Source organism: Rhizobium sp. A22-96 (assembly GCF_053521805.1).
Genome location: NZ_JBNWDQ010000003.1, coordinates 1015626 through 1031772, shown reverse-complemented (window position 1 = coordinate 1031772; position 16147 = coordinate 1015626). Strand labels below are relative to the sequence as shown.

18 protein-coding genes and 1 tRNA gene are annotated in these 16147 nt (G+C 58.8%); 13 read left to right on the top strand and 6 right to left on the bottom strand.

Going from position 1 to position 16147, the window contains the following annotated elements; genetic code table 11:
• Positions 1-27 precede the first annotated feature (27 nt).
• On the bottom strand, positions 28-627 hold the full coding sequence (locus ACQZ6F_RS17860) for a DNA-3-methyladenine glycosylase (protein ID WP_449093199.1): 600 nt from the start codon (positions 625-627) through the stop codon (positions 28-30).
• Positions 628-780: 153 nt separating this feature from the next.
• Between ACQZ6F_RS17860 and ACQZ6F_RS17855 the strand changes: the two genes are divergently transcribed.
• Positions 781-870: transfer RNA gene (locus ACQZ6F_RS17855), tRNA-Ser, on the top strand.
• 224 nt (positions 871-1094) lie between these two features.
• Here the strand turns inward: ACQZ6F_RS17855 and ACQZ6F_RS17850 are convergent.
• Positions 1095-1985, bottom strand: a complete 891-nt coding sequence (locus tag ACQZ6F_RS17850) for a LysR family transcriptional regulator (protein ID WP_449093200.1) — start codon at positions 1983-1985, stop codon at positions 1095-1097.
• A gap of 120 nt (positions 1986-2105) precedes the next feature.
• On the opposite strand from ACQZ6F_RS17850, the gene ACQZ6F_RS17845 reads away from it, so the two are divergent.
• From ACQZ6F_RS17845 to ACQZ6F_RS17830, 4 genes are all read left to right on the top strand, one after another.
• A complete protein-coding gene (locus ACQZ6F_RS17845; protein ID WP_449093201.1) occupies positions 2106-2831 on the top strand; it encodes an SDR family oxidoreductase in 726 nt (241 codons plus the stop codon).
• Between the two features lie 77 nt (positions 2832-2908).
• Complete coding sequence (locus ACQZ6F_RS17840; protein ID WP_449093690.1) at positions 2909-3181, top strand: Atu4866 domain-containing protein; 273 nt, start codon at positions 2909-2911, stop codon at positions 3179-3181.
• Between the two features lie 112 nt (positions 3182-3293).
• Positions 3294-3920, top strand: a complete 627-nt coding sequence (locus ACQZ6F_RS17835) for a flavodoxin family protein (RefSeq protein ID WP_449093202.1) — start codon at positions 3294-3296, stop codon at positions 3918-3920.
• Positions 3917-4789: a sigma-70 family RNA polymerase sigma factor gene (locus ACQZ6F_RS17830; protein ID WP_449093203.1), complete on the top strand. Its 873-nt coding sequence runs from the start codon at positions 3917-3919 to the stop codon at positions 4787-4789. The genes ACQZ6F_RS17835 and ACQZ6F_RS17830 overlap by 4 nt, the downstream gene beginning before the upstream one ends.
• A 508-nt stretch (positions 4790-5297) precedes the next feature.
• Here ACQZ6F_RS17830 and ACQZ6F_RS17825 read toward each other — a convergent pair.
• Positions 5298-5741: a hypothetical protein gene (locus tag ACQZ6F_RS17825; RefSeq protein WP_449093204.1), complete on the bottom strand. Its 444-nt coding sequence runs from the start codon at positions 5739-5741 to the stop codon at positions 5298-5300.
• Positions 5722-6105 carry a hypothetical protein gene (locus tag ACQZ6F_RS17820; protein WP_449093205.1) on the bottom strand — a complete coding sequence of 128 codons (384 nt, stop codon included), beginning with the start codon at positions 6103-6105 and terminating at the stop codon, positions 5722-5724. The genes ACQZ6F_RS17825 and ACQZ6F_RS17820 overlap by 20 nt, the downstream gene beginning before the upstream one ends.
• Before the next feature lie 338 nt (positions 6106-6443).
• On the opposite strand from ACQZ6F_RS17820, the gene ACQZ6F_RS17815 reads away from it, so the two are divergent.
• The 4 genes from ACQZ6F_RS17815 to ACQZ6F_RS17800 all read left to right on the top strand — a co-directional run bounded on the left by ACQZ6F_RS17815 (position 6444) and on the right by ACQZ6F_RS17800 (position 10766).
• Positions 6444-7619, top strand: a complete 1176-nt coding sequence (locus ACQZ6F_RS17815; RefSeq protein WP_449093206.1) for a septal ring lytic transglycosylase RlpA family protein — start codon at positions 6444-6446, stop codon at positions 7617-7619.
• A 71-nt stretch (positions 7620-7690) separates the two neighbouring features.
• A complete protein-coding gene (locus tag ACQZ6F_RS17810) occupies positions 7691-8902 on the top strand; it encodes a D-alanyl-D-alanine carboxypeptidase family protein (RefSeq protein ID WP_449093207.1) in 1212 nt (403 codons plus the stop codon).
• Positions 8903-9054: 152 nt separating this feature from the next.
• Positions 9055-9738, top strand: coding sequence for a dTMP kinase (tmk, locus tag ACQZ6F_RS17805; protein WP_449093208.1), 684 nt, complete (start codon positions 9055-9057; stop codon positions 9736-9738).
• On the top strand, positions 9735-10766 hold the full coding sequence (locus ACQZ6F_RS17800) for a DNA polymerase III subunit delta' (protein WP_136687144.1): 1032 nt from the start codon (positions 9735-9737) through the stop codon (positions 10764-10766). The genes tmk and ACQZ6F_RS17800 overlap by 4 nt, the downstream gene beginning before the upstream one ends.
• A gap of 10 nt (positions 10767-10776) precedes the next feature.
• Here the strand turns inward: ACQZ6F_RS17800 and ACQZ6F_RS17795 are convergent, their stop codons facing one another.
• Together ACQZ6F_RS17795 and ACQZ6F_RS17790 are read right to left on the bottom strand one after the other, a co-directional pair.
• Complete coding sequence (locus tag ACQZ6F_RS17795) at positions 10777-11241, bottom strand: SMI1/KNR4 family protein (protein ID WP_449093209.1); 465 nt, start codon at positions 11239-11241, stop codon at positions 10777-10779.
• A 41-nt stretch (positions 11242-11282) separates the two neighbouring features.
• Entirely contained in the window at positions 11283-12083 is an 801-nt protein-coding gene (locus ACQZ6F_RS17790; RefSeq protein ID WP_077471112.1) for a sulfite exporter TauE/SafE family protein, read from the bottom strand.
• Positions 12084-12333: 250 nt separating this feature from the next.
• Here ACQZ6F_RS17790 and metG point away from each other — a divergent pair, with 250 nt between their 5' ends.
• The 4 genes from metG to ACQZ6F_RS17770 are packed head-to-tail and all read left to right on the top strand — an operon-like array spanning position 12334 to position 15998.
• The gene (gene metG / locus ACQZ6F_RS17785) at positions 12334-13887 is read left to right on the top strand and encodes a methionine--tRNA ligase (RefSeq protein ID WP_449093210.1); all 1554 of its coding nucleotides are present in this window, start codon (positions 12334-12336) and stop codon (positions 13885-13887) included.
• Between the two features lie 8 nt (positions 13888-13895).
• Complete coding sequence (locus tag ACQZ6F_RS17780; protein WP_449093211.1) at positions 13896-14678, top strand: TatD family hydrolase; 783 nt, start codon at positions 13896-13898, stop codon at positions 14676-14678.
• Positions 14679-14682: 4 nt separating this feature from the next.
• Positions 14683-15510 (top strand): MBL fold metallo-hydrolase, encoded by an 828-nt coding sequence (locus tag ACQZ6F_RS17775; protein ID WP_449093212.1) that lies wholly within the window; start codon positions 14683-14685, stop codon positions 15508-15510.
• Positions 15507-15998, top strand: coding sequence for a YbaK/EbsC family protein (locus ACQZ6F_RS17770; protein WP_068386666.1), 492 nt, complete (start codon positions 15507-15509; stop codon positions 15996-15998). Before ACQZ6F_RS17775 ends, ACQZ6F_RS17770 begins: the two co-directional genes overlap by 4 nt.
• Positions 15999-16147 lie beyond the last annotated feature (149 nt).

Genomic DNA, 16147 nt, shown 5'->3' with positions numbered 1-16147 from the left:
GGGCACCACCCCGGCGGTCTTTTCCATTCAACCAGGAAAACGGCGGCTGACGAAGCGGGAGCCCACAGCACCGAAACGCCAGAGCGGATCGACATTCTTGGTGATCCCAATGCGCTTGCCCGACACGACTGCGACTGGTTCGGCAAGGGAAAAGGCAAAAGGCTTCTCATCCAGCGAGAAAGCGTTGAGACCGATATCGATGGCCAGCGCCTGCGAGAGCTTTCCCGGCCCATTGCACAGCGAGATGATATTGGCCATGCCACGCCGCCGTATCATCTCCTCGATGCCCGTTTCCGGCTCCAGCGCCCGAATGAGCACAGCGCTTCCTGTAAGGCAGACGAAGTTTATACACCAGTGGATACCGTAGGAGCGGTAGATATAGACGCGGCCCGGTGGGCCGAACATGGCGGCGTTGCGCGGCGTCGGACCGCGATAGGCGTGCGAAGCCTCGTCATCGGGTCGATAGGCCTCCGTCTCAACGATGCGGCCACCGATGCCCGAGACCGTAAACCGTGCACCGATCAGATCCGATGAGACAACAACGGCATCGCGGCCAAAGAAGGCAGCAAGGGCAGGGCCGGTCAATGGTTTTGGGCCGAGAGGCAAAGGTTGATCGTCGAATGTCATGAGCGAGGCAATGTCCTTCCGGATAGTCGATGCCAAATCCTTCACACAAGGCTGCCCGATCACCAAAGATGCACAGCAGCCCGGTTGACGGTTCGGCCCGAATAGCTGTAAAGCCAGCCAACCACTTTATACAAGGCGCATGCCGCCGTGACAGGAAGAGTGTCCGAGTGGTTTAAGGAACCGGTCTTGAAAACCGGCGTGCGGGAAACCGTACCGTGGGTTCGAATCCCACCTCTTCCGCCATTAAATTCCCGCGAATATTTGTTTTAATCGTGCTGCACAAAGCAGGCAGACGCTTCTCAGCCGCATTTGCTAACAAGACAGCTTGAACGTATGAACGATCATTGACAAAAACTAAGCTTATCTTATTACTAGGATGCTTCAGTCGGATTTGACCCCTGACCTGGCAAAGGTGGCTCAGCCGTCTCCAGCGGCTGGGCCGTTTCGTTTCTGCCGGATCGCCGGCGCTACCGCAAAGCACGCAGGTGGTCGACAAGGGCTCGCAGCTTCGGGGCCATGTGGCGGCGGCTGGAGTAATAGAGGTAGAAACCAGCAAAACGTGGGCAGAAGCTTTCGAGGATGGGCACGAGTTCGCCGCGATCGATAGATGGTCGGAAGCTCTCCTCCATGCCGAATGTGATTCCGGCCCCGGCAACGGCAAGCTTTGTCATCAACGCCATGTCGTTGGTGGTGATCTCCGGCGCGACCGCGACGCTGAACTCCTTGCCGCCTTCGGCAAATTCCCAGCGATATGGCGCGACCTTCGGTGCCGAACGCCAGCCGATACAGCGATGGGCGGCCAGCTCGCTCGGATGCGAAGGCGCGCCAAAGCGCTGCAGATATCCCGGTGAACAGACGGCAAGCTGCCGTTCGTCGCCGGCCACTGGCACTGCGATCATGTCCTGCTCGATGACCTCGCCGAGCCTCACGCCTGCATCATATCCTTCCGCAACGATGTCGAACTCTTCGTCCGTCACGGTGACATCGATCTGAACCTCGGGATTGGCCTCTGCAAAGCTTGCGAGGAACGGCCCGGACAGAAAGCGCTCGGCAATCGATGAGACCGCCAGTCTCAGTTGGCCGCGCGCGGGCCCACGCAAATTTCCGGTGGCTTCCACGGCGATGCGCATGTCTGCGATCGCGGGAGCGACCTCGCCATACAGGCGCTCGCCCGCCTCGGTAAGGCTTACGCTGCGGGTCGTACGCAGCACCAGTGCTATTCCCAGCGCTTCCTCCAACCGCCGGATCGTTTGGCTGACCGCTGATCGGGTGACACCCATACGGTCGGCAGCTGCACGGAAACTCCGCTCCTCGGCGACGAGTGCGAAGACGGCGAGTGCATTGAGATCCGGCTCCATTGGTTAGTAACGCTTTCCATAATGGCAATGAATGGATGTCTTATCATAACAATGGGCTGGATCTACCTTCCTGACAACTGCTTCAGAGCGGTTTGAAGATCAACCAGGAAGGAAATGAACATGCCCCTCAACAAAGTCGTCCTTATAACCGGAGCTTCGAGCGGCATCGGCGCCGGGATTGCCCGGGAACTCGGCGCAGCTGGCGCGAAGGTGATGCTCGGCGCGCGCCGCACCGATCGTCTGGAGGCGCTGGCAAACGAAATCAGGGAAAGTGGCGGCGAAGCAATGACGCGCCGCCTTGATGTGACGGATCGCGCCGACGTCGCCGCTTTTGCCGAGGCCGCACGCCAGGGCTTTGGTCGCGTCGACGTGATCGTCAACAATGCCGGCGTCATGCCCCTGTCGCTTATGGCCTCGCTGAAGGTCGAGGAGTGGGATCAGATGGTCGATGTCAACATCAAGGGCGTGCTCTATGGCATCGCCGCGGTATTGCCTGAGATGACGGCCCGGGGCTCCGGCCATATCATCAACATCGCCTCCATCGGCGCGCTCGCCGTCTCGCCCACGGCCGCCGTCTATTGCGCCACCAAATATGCGGTGCGGGCAATCTCCGATGGCTTGAGGCAGGAAAACGACAAGCTCCGCGTCACCTGCATCCATCCCGGTGTGGTCGAGAGCGAGCTTGCCAGCACGATCACCGATCCGGTGGCGGTGGAAGCCATGAAGACCTACCGCGCCATAGCGCTGCAGCCGGACGCGATCGGCCGAGCCGTGCGCTTTGCCATCGAGCAGCCTGACGATGTCGACGTCAACGAGATCGTCATCCGTCCAACGCGCAACAGATGAATCAGGTTTCGCTTCTTGCCGCAGCCGGACTTTTCGCCGGCGCGGCTATCCTAACCATAGAGAAAGGTCTCACTCAGATGAGTATCGAGCAAAACACTGTTACCCGCCCCTCGGAAAACCACCCCTATGTCGGCATGTGGATCACGGGCGATGGCCATGTCCGCCATAACCTGCTTGCGAACGGCCGTTACGATGAAGCACGCGGCAAGCGGGAGAGCGCCTATCAGGGACGCTATGAAGTCCGAGGCAATCATATCGATTATTGGGACGATACCGGCTTTACCGCCGATGGAACATTCATCGATGGCGTGCTGCATCACGGCGGCATGATCCTCTATCGGCAGAAGTAATCGTAGCCGGCCACCAGGCCGCTGCCAAAAGGAAAAAAGGGCAGGGCATGTCACAGATGGCATCCCTGCCTTGTCCTAACCTTCGCAACGCCATTTTTCGAAGGAGATAACAATGGTTCGCCAGCGCATCGCAATCGTCTATCACAGCGGTTATGGGCACACCGGTCGCCAGGCCGAAGCCGTCAGGGCAGGGGTCGAACAAGTCAAGGGTGTCGAGGCCATGCTGTTGAGCGTGGATAAGGTGGAGCGGCATTGGGAGGATCTCCATGCCGCGCAGGCGATCATCTTCGGTTCGCCGACCTACATGGGCTCCGTTTCAGCCGCATTCAAAGCCTTCGAGGAGGCGACGTCGACCGCCGTCCTTGCCAAGGGCTTTCTCTGGAAGGACAAGATCGCCGCCGGTTTCACCACCTCGGGGTCCCGCTCCGGTGACAAGCTTTCAACCTTGATCCAGCTGGCAATCTTTGCCGCGCAGCACGGAATGCATTGGGTCGGTCTCGACCTGCCGCCGGCCAACTGCTCGTCAACGGGCTCGGAAGCGGATATGAACCGGCTTGGCTTCTGGCTCGGCGCCGGCGCCCAGGCAAACACCGATGAAGGCCCGGAGACCGCGCCACCCGAATCCGATCTCGCGACTGCGCGTTATCTGGGGCGACGCGTCGCGCTGACGACGCTACAATTCGTTCGCGGCCGCCAAGCCTTGGCCGCTCCGTTGCAACACGCTCTTGTGACCTCATGACCGAGACATCTACTGATCCGATCTTCTCAGAGCTGCGCCCACGTCTTGTGCGGCTTGCCTACCGGATGCTCGGATCGGTCGCCGATGCCGAAGATATCGTGCAGGAAGCCTGGATGCGCTGGCTCGCGACGGATCGTGAATCGATTCGCGAGCCGGCTGCGTTCCTGAGGACCATCGTCACCAGGCTCTGCCTGAACGAGTTGAAATCCGCCCGGCGTCGGCGCGAGACCTATGTCGGACCATGGCTGCCCGAGCCGATCTTCGACCCGGAAGATGACGATGCAGCCGACGATGTGACATTGCCGTTGATGCTGGCGCTGGAGCGTCTGTCGCCGCTCGAACGCGCCGCTTTCCTGCTGCATGACGTGTTCGGCATGGGCTTTGAGGACGTGGCGCTGGCGATCGGCCGCGAAGAGGCGGCCTGCCGCAAGCTCGCGAGCCGGGCGAGGGCGCATATCGTCGACGCCCGGCCCCGGTTCGCTGTCGGCAAAGAGCAGGGGCTCAAGCTTGCCACCGCCTTCTTCACGGCATCGAGGACCGGCGACATGGCCGCATTGCGCGCCTTGCTTTCGCAGGATGTCGTTGCCTATGCGGATGGCGGCGGCAAGGTGCCGGCCTCAAGGCAGCCGCTAATCGGGCTCGATGCAGTCATGCTGCGTCACGAGATGATGGCGCGCATTTTCCTCTCGCAGCCGTCACGCTTGATCCATTATGCCGTCATCGATGGCTTGCCCGGCTTCGTGACGATGGAAGGCGGCGACGTCGTGCAAACGACCGCACTGCATGTGGTGCAGGAAAAGGTCGTTGCTATTTATTGCACGCGCAATCCGGACAAGCTGAGGCACATAACAAGCGTCATGAGCCATTGACCGTTGACGAAAGGGAGAGCGGGATGGGAAGCTGCATAGCTACCGTACAGCAAAGACGCTCTAAAAACGCATCGCGCGATGCCATTATTGCCCTCCGTGCGCTTCTGGCGCCGGATTTTGCGTGCACCGTTTCGGCCACATGGTCGAATACAATACCGCTATTTGCGATTTCCCAGATAGGCTTGTTGACCTTTGCGCGATAAAAACGGCCCCCCACATCAAGAGACAGTGGCATCTGTATTCTTTGCTGGACGTCTCTGAGCTTTTTGGGGGAGCTCCACCTCCTTATGCGGAAAGAACACGGCCCGACCTGCAAGGTATGCAATAAAAAAATAGCCCACGTAAGCGCTGACGGTGATCAAAAGGCTTGTCCACCAGTCGAAAGGCGGCCTCATTTTGCTCGCCCACTCTCCGCTGTATACCGAAGCCGTTGCTAAGAACATCGACGCTGCGCCGCCGCCCATTTTAGAAATTTCTCGGAACATCGTTTGTGCATCGAATGGCTTAGTCAAGATTTGATGACCTTGGCAGAGGAAGCCAGGCGGCTGCTGATATATAAGACTGCAAACGAGAGAGGAATCAAAAAGCCAAAGCTGCTTCGGCCCCTGAACGAAGCCTGTGTGAAGCCTACCACAAAAAGCATGGCCGAAAGTATTACCAATCCCAAAACAAAACATCCGAACTTTGAAATCTCGGCGCTGCGTTCATCCTCATGTCGCATCGTATATTCTCTTATTGTTTTTGTCGGACTCGCAGTCCAATTGAATTTCTTAACGTACCCAACGGATATACCAACATTTGTAGGTATATTAATTCTAGCATCCAGCATAAACCCGCTGCCAGAAGAAGACGCTCTGACAAGCTTCGCATTGGTTGTAGATCCAAGAAAAATTTTGGTTATACCAAATAGCGATTGCTCGCTTGATGCTGGATTAGAGAGCGATATGGCCACCGCGAGCGCCCTCCAGCATTTTCGTCAACTCTTCCTTTGGCATACCTGCAGCCTCGGTCATGTTTCGTACTTTTTCTTCCATCCAGACGTAAAAAGCAATTGCAACGTTCAAATCCATAGAAATACTTACGTCGATATCTCTTTCCACAGCGTCACCAAAAGTAAATTCCTCCGGTCCCTGTGGAACTCCTCCTTTAAGTTCTAATTTTGCAACTTCTGGCGAAGGCGGCTTCTCGGCATAAAAAGATACAACAAGTTTATTTTGAGTGTTATTTCCTCCATACATCCCGTCCGCATGATATATTTTGTGCTGAGGTGTCACGTTGTACTTGTAGACGATTACTCTGTCGGCTGAATCGCTCATTTTCACTCCAAATACAAACGCGTAAATTGCTTGTCGCGTAACAAAGCAACGGCGGCTTTCAAATGTCAACTCGCGAACTTTTGATAAATGTGCTTGCCGATCGACATTGCAACGAGACCGGCTCCAACGCTAGCACGGATAGGCGAACGCCATTTTAGCTATTCATTAACCATGATCTTCAGAATTTCCCCGGTGCGCTCAATTTGCATCGCAAAATGGACAAACTCCAATCATGATTAAAGTACCGTTAGGTGATTGAGGCGTAGCAGGGTACCGGAATGAGGGATGTGCCGGTTCTGCAGACCTCCGTCAAAGTAATGAGTAGCGGCGTGGGACAGATGAAATTCGAAAATCGTGCGGTGACATGCGCAACGGGTATGCGTTGGTTTGCTCTCTCACTGATGTGCGCAACCATCACCGCCTGCGGAACGACCCAGAAGGTTGCTTCGACGCGCCAGCATGGCAAGGAATACTTCTCCGAGAAGGAATATGGCGTGAAGGCCAGCCCGCGGGTTGTCGCCAACGGCCCCGTTCCCAAGGGCGGCGGCCGTTTCATGGTCGGCAACCCGTATCAGGTGAAGGGCAAGTGGTATTATCCCAAGGAAGATTTCGGTTATAGCAAGGTCGGCATCGCTTCCTGGTACGGCTCGGCGTTCCACGGCCGCCTGACCGCAAATGGCGAAGTCTATGACCAACAGTCGCTGACCGCTGCCCACCCGACTTTCCCGCTGCCGAGCTATGCGCGTGTTACCAATGTCGAGACCGGCTCTTCCATCATCGTTCGCGTCAACGATCGCGGTCCTTATCATCCCGGCCGCATCATCGATCTTTCCAACAAGACGGCGCAGTTGCTCGATCTCCAGCACAGCGGCACCGGCGATGTGCGCGTGCAATATGTCGGCCGCGCCCGCATGGACGGCCACGACGAGCCCTATCTCATGGCATCCTACATTCCGAAGGGTTCGCGCCTGCCGAGCATCAATCCTGGTGGCCAGATCGCAACCGGCGTGATGGTGGCCTCGGCCGGCCGGATGACCGCCGATCAGCTACCGGATTCGTATACGCCAACACCAACACGCGCCAGCCGTGAAGTGCGCAGCTTTGATGCTACACCGGCGATCGCTCCCATTCCGCGTCAATCGCCATATGCGACCACGGCTTTCGCCGATGCGCCCAAGCCGGCTTACAATAACGACAAGCGCAGCAACAATCTGCCTCCGATGACGTGGAACGGCGGTGCCATGCCATCAGTTGAATCTGCTCAGCCCGTCATGATCGTTCTGCCGCAGATCGGACCGATCCCGCGCGAGCGGCCTGATTTCACGCCTCGCATGGCAAGCCTTGACGACCAGTCGTTGGGCTCGGCGGTCGCCGCCTACCAGAATGCGCCGGTCAAGACTGTCTATGTCGACCTGGCATTCGATGCCGTCATGGTCCGCAATGACGGCCTGACGCAGGAGTCGATCCTCTCGGCCTATCGTCGCCAGCATCAGGGCACCACGCAGGCTGATTGATCAGCATCATTGCCTGAATCTTTACCTGTCTCTAAAATAATGGGGGCGGGTGATTGGATTGAGGGGACGGTATGCCAAAGCGCTTGATTCTTTTGTTCCTTTTGCTCCTCGGTATCGGCAATGCGGCGGCCTTGGCGCAGCCGGCTACCCCAGGCGCCTTCGATACGAAAGCCGCACAGGCATTCATGATCGAGGCCTCGACAGGCACAATTCTCCTTGCAAAAGCCGAGGATCAGCCGATCTCGCCGGCGTCGCTTGCGAAACTGATGACGCTGGACGTCATCTTCGATGCCATCGGGCGAGGGGAGATTTCGCTCGATACCGAATATCCAGTCTCGGAAAATGCCTGGCGGACCGGCGGCGCTCCCTCGCGCGCATCGACTATGTTTGCCGCATTGAAATCCCGCGTACGCGTCGGAGACCTTATTCAGGGCGTCGCCGTGCAGCAGGCCAACGACAGCTGCATCGTGCTGGCCGAGGGTATTTCGGTGAGCGAGCGCGAATTTGCCCGGCGCATGACGGCGAGGGCACGCGAGATCGGCATGCCGCGCGCCACCTTCACCAATTCCACCGGCTTGCCGGATGCCAACGACCCCAGCGGCGGCGGCAAAGTCTCGATGCGGGAACTGGTGACGCTTGCGCAGGATTTGCAGCAGAAACATCAAGATCTCTACAAATATTTCGGCCAGCCGGATTTCACTTGGAACAAGATCTACCAGCGCAACAAGAACCCATTGCTGCTGCTCAACGTTGGCGTCGACGGTCTTGGGCTGGGCTTTACCGACGGAGAGGGCTTTTCGATCGTCGCATCGGTGGAACGTGACGGCCGCCGGCTGTTCCTGGCGCTTGGTGGTCTTAAGAGCGACAAGGAGCGCACGGAGGAAACCCGCCGCGTGCTCGAATGGGGGCTCAGCAATTTCAAGAGCCAACGTATTTTCGCCGGCGGAGAAGTCATCGGCGATGCCAGCGTCTATGGCGGCGCTCAGTCGACGGTAGGCTTGCTGGCAAAGATGCCCGTCGATGTCTACGTTCCAGTGGATACGCCCGATCGCCTGTCGGCGCGAATCGTCTATCGCTGGCCGCTGACGGCACCCGTCGCCGCGGATTATGATGCCGGAACGCTTCGCGTGTTTCTGGGCGCGCGGCTGGTGCGCGAATTGCCGCTTTATACAAAAGAATCAATCGCTCAGGGCACGCTCAGCCGACGCGCCTTCGATGCTTTCATGGAATTGACCGAATCCTTGCTATTCTCTTGGCTATGGGACAGGCCTCTGCCGGCCTGACGGATTGCGCGGCTCGCGAAATCCCTGTTCACACCCCATATAGAATGCCTGACGCCGACACATGCACGGTTCCACGCGGGCATGTCTTGGGTTAAACAAGAGACGTATCACATGCCAAGCGACAGGCAGGCGAAAAGTGCAGGACATGATCATTGGCTGATGCAAACGGATTATTCGTAAGCTTCGAAGGCGGCGAAGGGGCTGGCAAATCAACCCAGATCCGCCGGTTAGCCGAGCGATTGCGTGAACGTGGTCATGACGTGCTTGTGACGCGCGAGCCAGGCGGATCTCCCGGCGCCGAAGCTGTCCGCCATGTGCTGCTGTCCGGAGCTGCCGAGATCTTCGGCACGCGCATGGAAGCGATTCTCTTCGCCGCTGCCCGCAACGACCATGTCGAGGAAGTCATTCGCCCGGCGCTGGGACGCGGCACCATCGTCCTTTGCGACAGGTTCATGGATTCCTCACGCGTCTATCAGGGCGTGACCGGCAATCTCGAGGCCGACTACATCGAGGCCTTGCAAAGAGTTGCCGTGAATGGCGTCGTGCCCGACTGCACGCTGATCCTCGACATTCCCGCCGAGATCGGGCTTGAGCGCGCGCGCAAGCGGGCCTCCGCCGTCGTCGCTCCCGACCGCTTCGAGAAGGAAGAGATGCAGACCCATGAGAAACGCCGTGAGGCTTTTCTCGATATCGCCGCACGCGAGCCGGAGCGCTGCCATGTCATCGACGCCCAGCGCTCGGAAGACGAGATCGCCGCAGACATCGCCGGGATCGTCGACAGGCGCCTTGGCCCTGCCGCGACTATCGCTGCGGCCAGATCGGAAGCGGCGCAATGAGCGAGGATCGGCCCGGCGTTCTCGATGGCGCGATCGCTCCACAGGATAATCCCAGGCTCTTCGGCCATGAGGAGGCGGAAGCCTTCCTGGCGCAATCCTATCGCTCCGGCAAAGGCCATCACGCCGTGCTGATCGAGGGACCCGAGGGGATCGGCAAGGCGACGCTCGCTTTCCGGTTTGCCAATCACGTTCTGTCCCATCCCGACCCGGCATCCGCACCCGAGACGATCGGGGATCCCGATCCGTCCTCCGCCATAAGCCGGCAGATATCCGGTGGCGCATCCCATAATCTGCTGCATCTGAGCCGTCCCGTGGACGACAAGACCGGCAAGGTGAAATCGGCTATCACGGTGGACGAAGTCCGGCGCGCCGGAAAGTTCTTTTCGCAAACCTCGGGCACCGGCAACTGGCGGATCGTCATCATCGACCCGGCCGACGATCTCAACCGCAACGCCGCAAACGCTATCCTGAAGATCCTCGAGGAGCCGCCGAAGCGTGCCTTGTTCCTCGTGCTGTCGCATGCGCCTGGCCGGCTGCTACCGACCATACGCTCGCGCTGCCTGCCGTTGAAGCTTGCGGCGCTCGGAGACGAGGCCTTGCGTTCGGCGCTCGAAAATCTCGGCGTGCCGGCCGGGCAGGGGAGTGAACTGCTCTCGGCCGCCAAAGGCAGTGTCAGCGAGGCGCTGAAGCTTCTGAACTACGGCGGCGGCGAGATCATCGAAGCCTATCGGCAGGTCCTTTCCGCTGAAGGCCCCGCCTCACGCAAGGCGATGCATCGCCTTGCCGACGCGCTTTCCAGCAAGGACAGCGACACGATCTTCGGCTTCTTCATATCCCATATCGGTGACGATATCGCCGAACGTGCGAGAGCCGCTGCGTTTGGCGGGTATCTCGGCATGGCGGAAAGACTGGCCCGTCTCCACTCCGAGACCACCGAACGGCTCAATATCTCGCAAGCCTACAATCTCGATCGCAAGCAGACACTCATGACAGTCCTCGGTGAGCTCAAGCAGCAGCTTTCGGCATAGACCCTTGGATCTAGAAGCCCGGGGCTCCCGCGCTTGCCATAAAGGCTGCAAAGCTCTCCGATGCTGCGGTGACACCTGCATCTCCGACCATTTCATGGTCGATGAAGACAACGGCCGGATCGGTTGAATTGGTACGAAAATCGAAAGCCCAGTAGTTTCCGCCCGTATCATCGGCAAATGGGAATAGGCCTGCCGGATAGCGGTCTTGCATGCCTTCGAAGCAGTATTCCACGCAATAGGATGCGCTTTGCCTTTCAACGGCAAGAGGAGACAAGGCCAACAACAAGACGCCGAAATTGATCGCGCCCTCGCCCTCCAGCTCAAGCTCGGTATCCAGGACCTCTCCCTGATGTGAACCTACCATGCGCCAGTAGGCGTCGGGGAGGGCCGCGCCTGCGAAATGCTCAAGCCGAGTTCTGTCTTCATCAGTCGGCTGCGGAAATGCGGTTCGCAGATAGGGTTGCCAATCGCTCATCGCTTCTCTCCTGGTAATTTCTCGCTTTGCTTGGAGCTACTTCAGGGAAAAATAAGCTTCCAGGCGACCACCGTCAGCGTGACGGCGAGAATGATGCGCACGGAGCGCTCGTGCAGGCGCGGAGCGAGCAGGCTACCGGCAACGATGCCGGGGATCGATCCCACAAGCAGTGCGAACAGCATCGTCCAGTTGATCTCGCCGATGAACCAATATCCCATGCCGCCGATCAAGGTGAGCGGTACCGCATGAACGATGTCCGAGCCGACGATCTCGCGGACGTCGAGCTGCGGATAGAGCACCAGCAGCACTGTGACGCCGAGCGCGCCGGCGCCGACCGAGGTCATGGTGACCAGAATGCCGAGCACAAGGCCAAGAATGATGGTCAGCAATGCGATCGTACGCGGGGTCAGCTTGCCGCGCTCGCCTCGCCATTTGCGTATGGAGTCCAGTATCTGGCCGCGGAAGATCAGCATGACCGCCGTCAACAACAGAAGACAGCCGAGGGACAGGGTGATGGTATGAGCGACCGCCGGGCTCTCGCGATTGACGCCCGCCATGATCCAAAGCATGGCCAGGGCCGCCGGTACGCTGCCTGAAGCCAGGAAGCCAACGACCTTCCAATTGACGCGTCCATGCATGCCGTGAACCGCGGTTCCAGCGGTTTTGGTAATTGCCGCATAGAGCAGATCGGTACCAACGGCTGTTGCCGGATGCACGCCGAAGAACAAGACCAGCAACGGCGTCATCAGCGATCCGCCGCCAACGCCGGTAATGCCGACCAGCATGCCAACGAAAAAGCCGGAAAAGGAATAGAGCGGCTGATAGGAAGCGATCAAACTCAAAACCACGGCTCCCTGAAGCCGTTGGCCAGGCTCATTGGAAAATCTATGAAATTCACGGCGATCTCTGTCCTGCGCTCTGGTTCTTCGAAGGGGTAAAGCCGAGGCAGCACCCTGTCAAGCAAGGCCCGCGCGAGGCCGCCCGAATGCTGCGAGCACGAAACTTGGTGTTTCGCTCCCGGCAAACATGCGCTAAAGCGAGCGGAGCCAAGAATAACAGAGACGCAACCGTAAAAGCGGATCCCTGCCTGACATGACCGAAAAGACCCCGTTCTACATCACCACAGCCATCGCCTATCCCAACGGCAAGCCGCATATCGGCCACGCCTATGAGCTGATTGCAACCGACGCCATGGCGCGATTCCAGCGCCTAGATGGCCTCGACGTCTTCTTCCTGACGGGTACGGACGAACATGGCCAGAAGATGCAGCAGACGGCGCGGGCCGAGGGCCTGACGCCGCAGGAACTCGCCAACCGCAATTCCGATGAATTCCAGGCCATGGGCAAGCTGCTGAACGCGTCCAACGATGATTTCATCCGCACGACCCAGTCGCGGCACCACGAGACATCGCAGAACATCTGGAACCTGATGGCCGACGCTGGCGACATCTACAAGGATTCCTATGCCGGCTGGTATTCGGTTCGCGACGAAGCCTATTACCAGGAAAACGAGACCGAGCTGCGCGCCGATGGCGTGCGCTACGGACCTCAGGGCACGCCGGTCGAGTGGGTGGAGGAGGCGAGCTACTTCTTCAAGCTCTCGGAATACCAGGACCGGCTGCTGAAGCTCTATGAAGAGAATCCTGATTTCATCGGACCGGCCGAACGCCGCAACGAAGTGATTTCCTTCGTCAAATCCGGCCTCAAGGACCTGTCAATCTCGCGCACGACCTTCGACTGGGGCATCAAGGTGCCGAACGACCCGTCGCATGTCATGTATGTGTGGGTCGACGCGCTCACGAACTACATCACCGCAACCGGCTACATCGAAGACCGCAACAATCCGCGAGCAAAATACTGGCCGGCTGACGTACACATCATCGGCAAGGACATTATCCGCTTCCACGCCGTCTACTGGCCGGCCTTCCTGATGTCGGCAAAGCTGCCGCTGCCGAAGCGCGTCTATGCCCATGGCTTCCTGCTCAACAAGGGCGAGAAGATGTCGAAGTCGCTCGGCAATGTCGTCGATCCGGTCAACCTCGTGAACCATTTCGGTCTCGACCAGGTGCGCTACTTCTTCCTGCGCGAAGTTTCCTTCGGCCAGGACGGTAGCTACAGCGAAGAAGCGATCGGCATACGTATCAACTCCGATCTCGCCAACGGCATCGGCAACCTCGCCAGCCGCTCGCTGTCGATGATCGTCAAGAACTGCGAGGGACAGATCCCCGAATGCGGCCCTCTGACGGACGAAGACAAAGCGCTGATCGCACAGGCAGACGCACTGCTGGCTTCTACCCGCGAGGATATGGGCAAGCAGCTCATCCACCGTGCGCTGGCGTCGATTATCGCCGTGGTCTCGGAGACGGACCGCTATTTCGCAAGCCAGGAGCCCTGGGCGCTGAAGAAGACCGATCCGGCCCGCATGGCGACCGTGCTTTACGTCACGGCAGATGTCGTGCGCCAGATCGGTATCCTGCTGCAGCCCTTCATGCCGGAATCCTCCGCGAAGCTGCTGGATCTCATCGCCATCCCCGCAGACAAGCGTGACTTTGCAGCGCTCGGCGAGGCTGGCCGTCTCGTTGCCGGAACGCCGCTGGAAGCCCCCAAGCCGGTCTTCCCGCGCTATGTCGCGCCGACCGTCGAATAAGGTTTTCTATGCTGATCGATACGCATTGCCACCTGGATTTTGCCGACTTCGAGGAAGAGCGTGACGCGATCGTCGCGCGCGCTCACGAAATGGGCGTCAAGCAGATGGTCACGATCTCGACCAGGGTTCGAAAGCTTGACGGGTTGATCGCGCTCACCGAGCGTTATCCGTCGGTTTTCTGCTCTGTGGGAACGCATCCGAACAGTGCCGATCAGGAGCTTGATATCCAGACGGAAGATCTCGTGCGGCTGGCAAACCAGCATGCGAAGATCGTCGCGATCGGTGAGGCGGGGCTCGATTATTTCTACGATACGGTGAAGCCGGAAGACCAGAAGACCGGCTTCCTGCGCCACATCGCGGCGGCCCGTGAAACGAAGTTGCCGCTGGTCATTCACAGCCGCAGCGCCGACGAGGACATGGCCGCGATCCTGACCGAGGAAACCGGGAAGGGGGCTTTCCCCTTCATTCTCCATTGCTTCTCGGCCGGCCCTGCCCTTGCCCAGACGGGTGTCGAGCTTGGCGGCTATATCTCCTTTTCCGGCATCCTGACCTTCCCGAAGTCGGAAGAGTTGCGCGACATCGCCAAGACGATCCCGCATGACCGGCTGCTCGTCGAGACCGATGCGCCGTATCTGGCGCCGAAGCGCTGGCGCGGCAAGCGCAATGAGCCTTCCTATGTCGTCAACACAGCAGAAGTGCTGGCGGAGACGATCGGCGTCAGCATGGAAGAGATTGCCGAGATCACCACGGCGAATGCCTTCCGCTGCTTCTCGAAGATGACAAGGGTCTGACGGCGTGACATACCGGCGGCGCTTCACCATATTGGGCTGTTCCTCGTCGCCGGGTGTGCCGCGCATCACCGGCGACTGGGGTGCCTGCGATCCGAAAAACGCAAAAAACCGCCGCACGCGTGCGGCCTTCCTGATCGAGCAGATCGCGCCGGATGGCGGTATTACGACCGTCGTTATCGATACAGGCCCGGATTTTCGCGAGCAGATGATCCATGCCGGCGTCAGTTCCGTCGATGCCGTACTTTATACCCACGCCCATGCCGACCATATTCACGGCATCGACGATCTTCGCGGTTTCTTCCATAATGCCCATGAGCGCATCCCGATCTATGCCGATCCGCCGACCATGGACCGTATTCGTGAAGGCTTCCGCTATTGCCTGGAAACGCCGCCCGGCAGCAGCTATCCGCCGATCGTCCGGCCGGTGCTGATTGAAACTCTGGAGAAGAGCTTCACGGTCGAAGGGGCAGGTGGCCCTATCCGCTTCTGGCCGCACAAGCAGATCCACGGCGATATCCATTCGCTCGGCTTCCGTATCGGCAATCTCGCTTATTGCAGTGATATCAGTGACTTCCCGGCGGAATCTGTGGAAAGAGTCCAGGATCTGGATGTCTTGATCATCGACGCCCTCCAGTACCGCTTCCATCCGAGCCATCTTTCGCTGGAGCAATCGCTAGCCTGGATCGAACGGCTGCGGCCGAAGCGTGCTATCTTGACCCATATGCATACGCCGCTTGATTATGAAACCGTGCTCGCGGAAACGCCCGATCATGTCGAGCCGGCCTATGATCAGATGCAGATCGAGCTAGACGTGGAGGATGACGATCTATGAGCGAAGACAGCAGGAAGCTTTCCAGCCTGGAACGCGTCGAGCTTGCCGCGCGCAATCTCGGTCTCGATATCTCGATCAAGCGCATGGAGCAATCGACGCGAACGGCGGAAGAAGCCGCCAAGGCGGCCGGATGCGCCGTCGGCCAGATCGTCAAGTCGCTGGTCTTCGTCAATGCCGATACACATCAGCTGACGCTGCTTCTCGTCTCCGGCGCACACAATGCCGATACAGCACATATAGCAGCAACTTACGGGATTCGGCTCAAGCGCGCCGATATCGACCGGGTCCGCGACGAGACCGGCTTTGCCATTGGCGGCGTCGGCCCGATCGGCCATCTCGTCGAACTGCCTGTTTTCATCGATGAAAGCCTTTTGGCCTACGATCAAGTCTGGTGCGCAGCCGGGCGGCCAGACAGCATTTTCGCCTGCAATCCGACGCTGCTGGCCGAGAAGATCGCCGCAAAGGTAATCCGTATCAAGGCGAGTTGATGAGGCAAGAGGTGTGTTCGAGGGATCCAGCCAAGTAGCTGGAATAATTCACATATTATGCTTTTTCCATCAAAACGGATATCAAATTTAGTTCCATAATCTATCTTATCTGATCTTTGTTTGCGGACTGGGCAGAGTTAAGTTGAAGT

Bases quoted from the DNA above. Each gene is read 5' to 3' on its own strand.
- ACQZ6F_RS17860 (WP_449093199.1), bottom strand. From the start codon at position 627: ATGACATTCGACGATCAACCTTTGCCTCTCGGCCCAAAACCATTGACC.
- ACQZ6F_RS17795 (WP_449093209.1), bottom strand. From the start codon at position 11,241: ATGAGCGATTGGCAACCCTATCTGCGAACCGCATTTCCGCAGCCGACT.
- ACQZ6F_RS17780 (WP_449093211.1), top strand. From the start codon at position 13,896: ATGCTGATCGATACGCATTGCCACCTGGATTTTGCCGACTTCGAGGAA.
- ACQZ6F_RS17810 (WP_449093207.1), top strand. From the start codon at position 7,691: ATGCCAAAGCGCTTGATTCTTTTGTTCCTTTTGCTCCTCGGTATCGGC.
- ACQZ6F_RS17840 (WP_449093690.1), top strand. From the start codon at position 2,909: ATGAGTATCGAGCAAAACACTGTTACCCGCCCCTCGGAAAACCACCCC.
- ACQZ6F_RS17835 (WP_449093202.1), top strand. From the start codon at position 3,294: ATGGTTCGCCAGCGCATCGCAATCGTCTATCACAGCGGTTATGGGCAC.
- ACQZ6F_RS17830 (WP_449093203.1), top strand. From the start codon at position 3,917: ATGACCGAGACATCTACTGATCCGATCTTCTCAGAGCTGCGCCCACGT.
- ACQZ6F_RS17770 (WP_068386666.1), top strand. From the start codon at position 15,507: ATGAGCGAAGACAGCAGGAAGCTTTCCAGCCTGGAACGCGTCGAGCTT.
- ACQZ6F_RS17845 (WP_449093201.1), top strand. From the start codon at position 2,106: ATGCCCCTCAACAAAGTCGTCCTTATAACCGGAGCTTCGAGCGGCATC.
- ACQZ6F_RS17815 (WP_449093206.1), top strand. From the start codon at position 6,444: ATGAAATTCGAAAATCGTGCGGTGACATGCGCAACGGGTATGCGTTGG.
- metG (WP_449093210.1), top strand. From the start codon at position 12,334: ATGACCGAAAAGACCCCGTTCTACATCACCACAGCCATCGCCTATCCC.
- ACQZ6F_RS17820 (WP_449093205.1), bottom strand. From the start codon at position 6,105: ATGAGCGATTCAGCCGACAGAGTAATCGTCTACAAGTACAACGTGACA.
- ACQZ6F_RS17800 (WP_136687144.1), top strand. From the start codon at position 9,735: ATGAGCGAGGATCGGCCCGGCGTTCTCGATGGCGCGATCGCTCCACAG.
- ACQZ6F_RS17850 (WP_449093200.1), bottom strand. From the start codon at position 1,985: ATGGAGCCGGATCTCAATGCACTCGCCGTCTTCGCACTCGTCGCCGAG.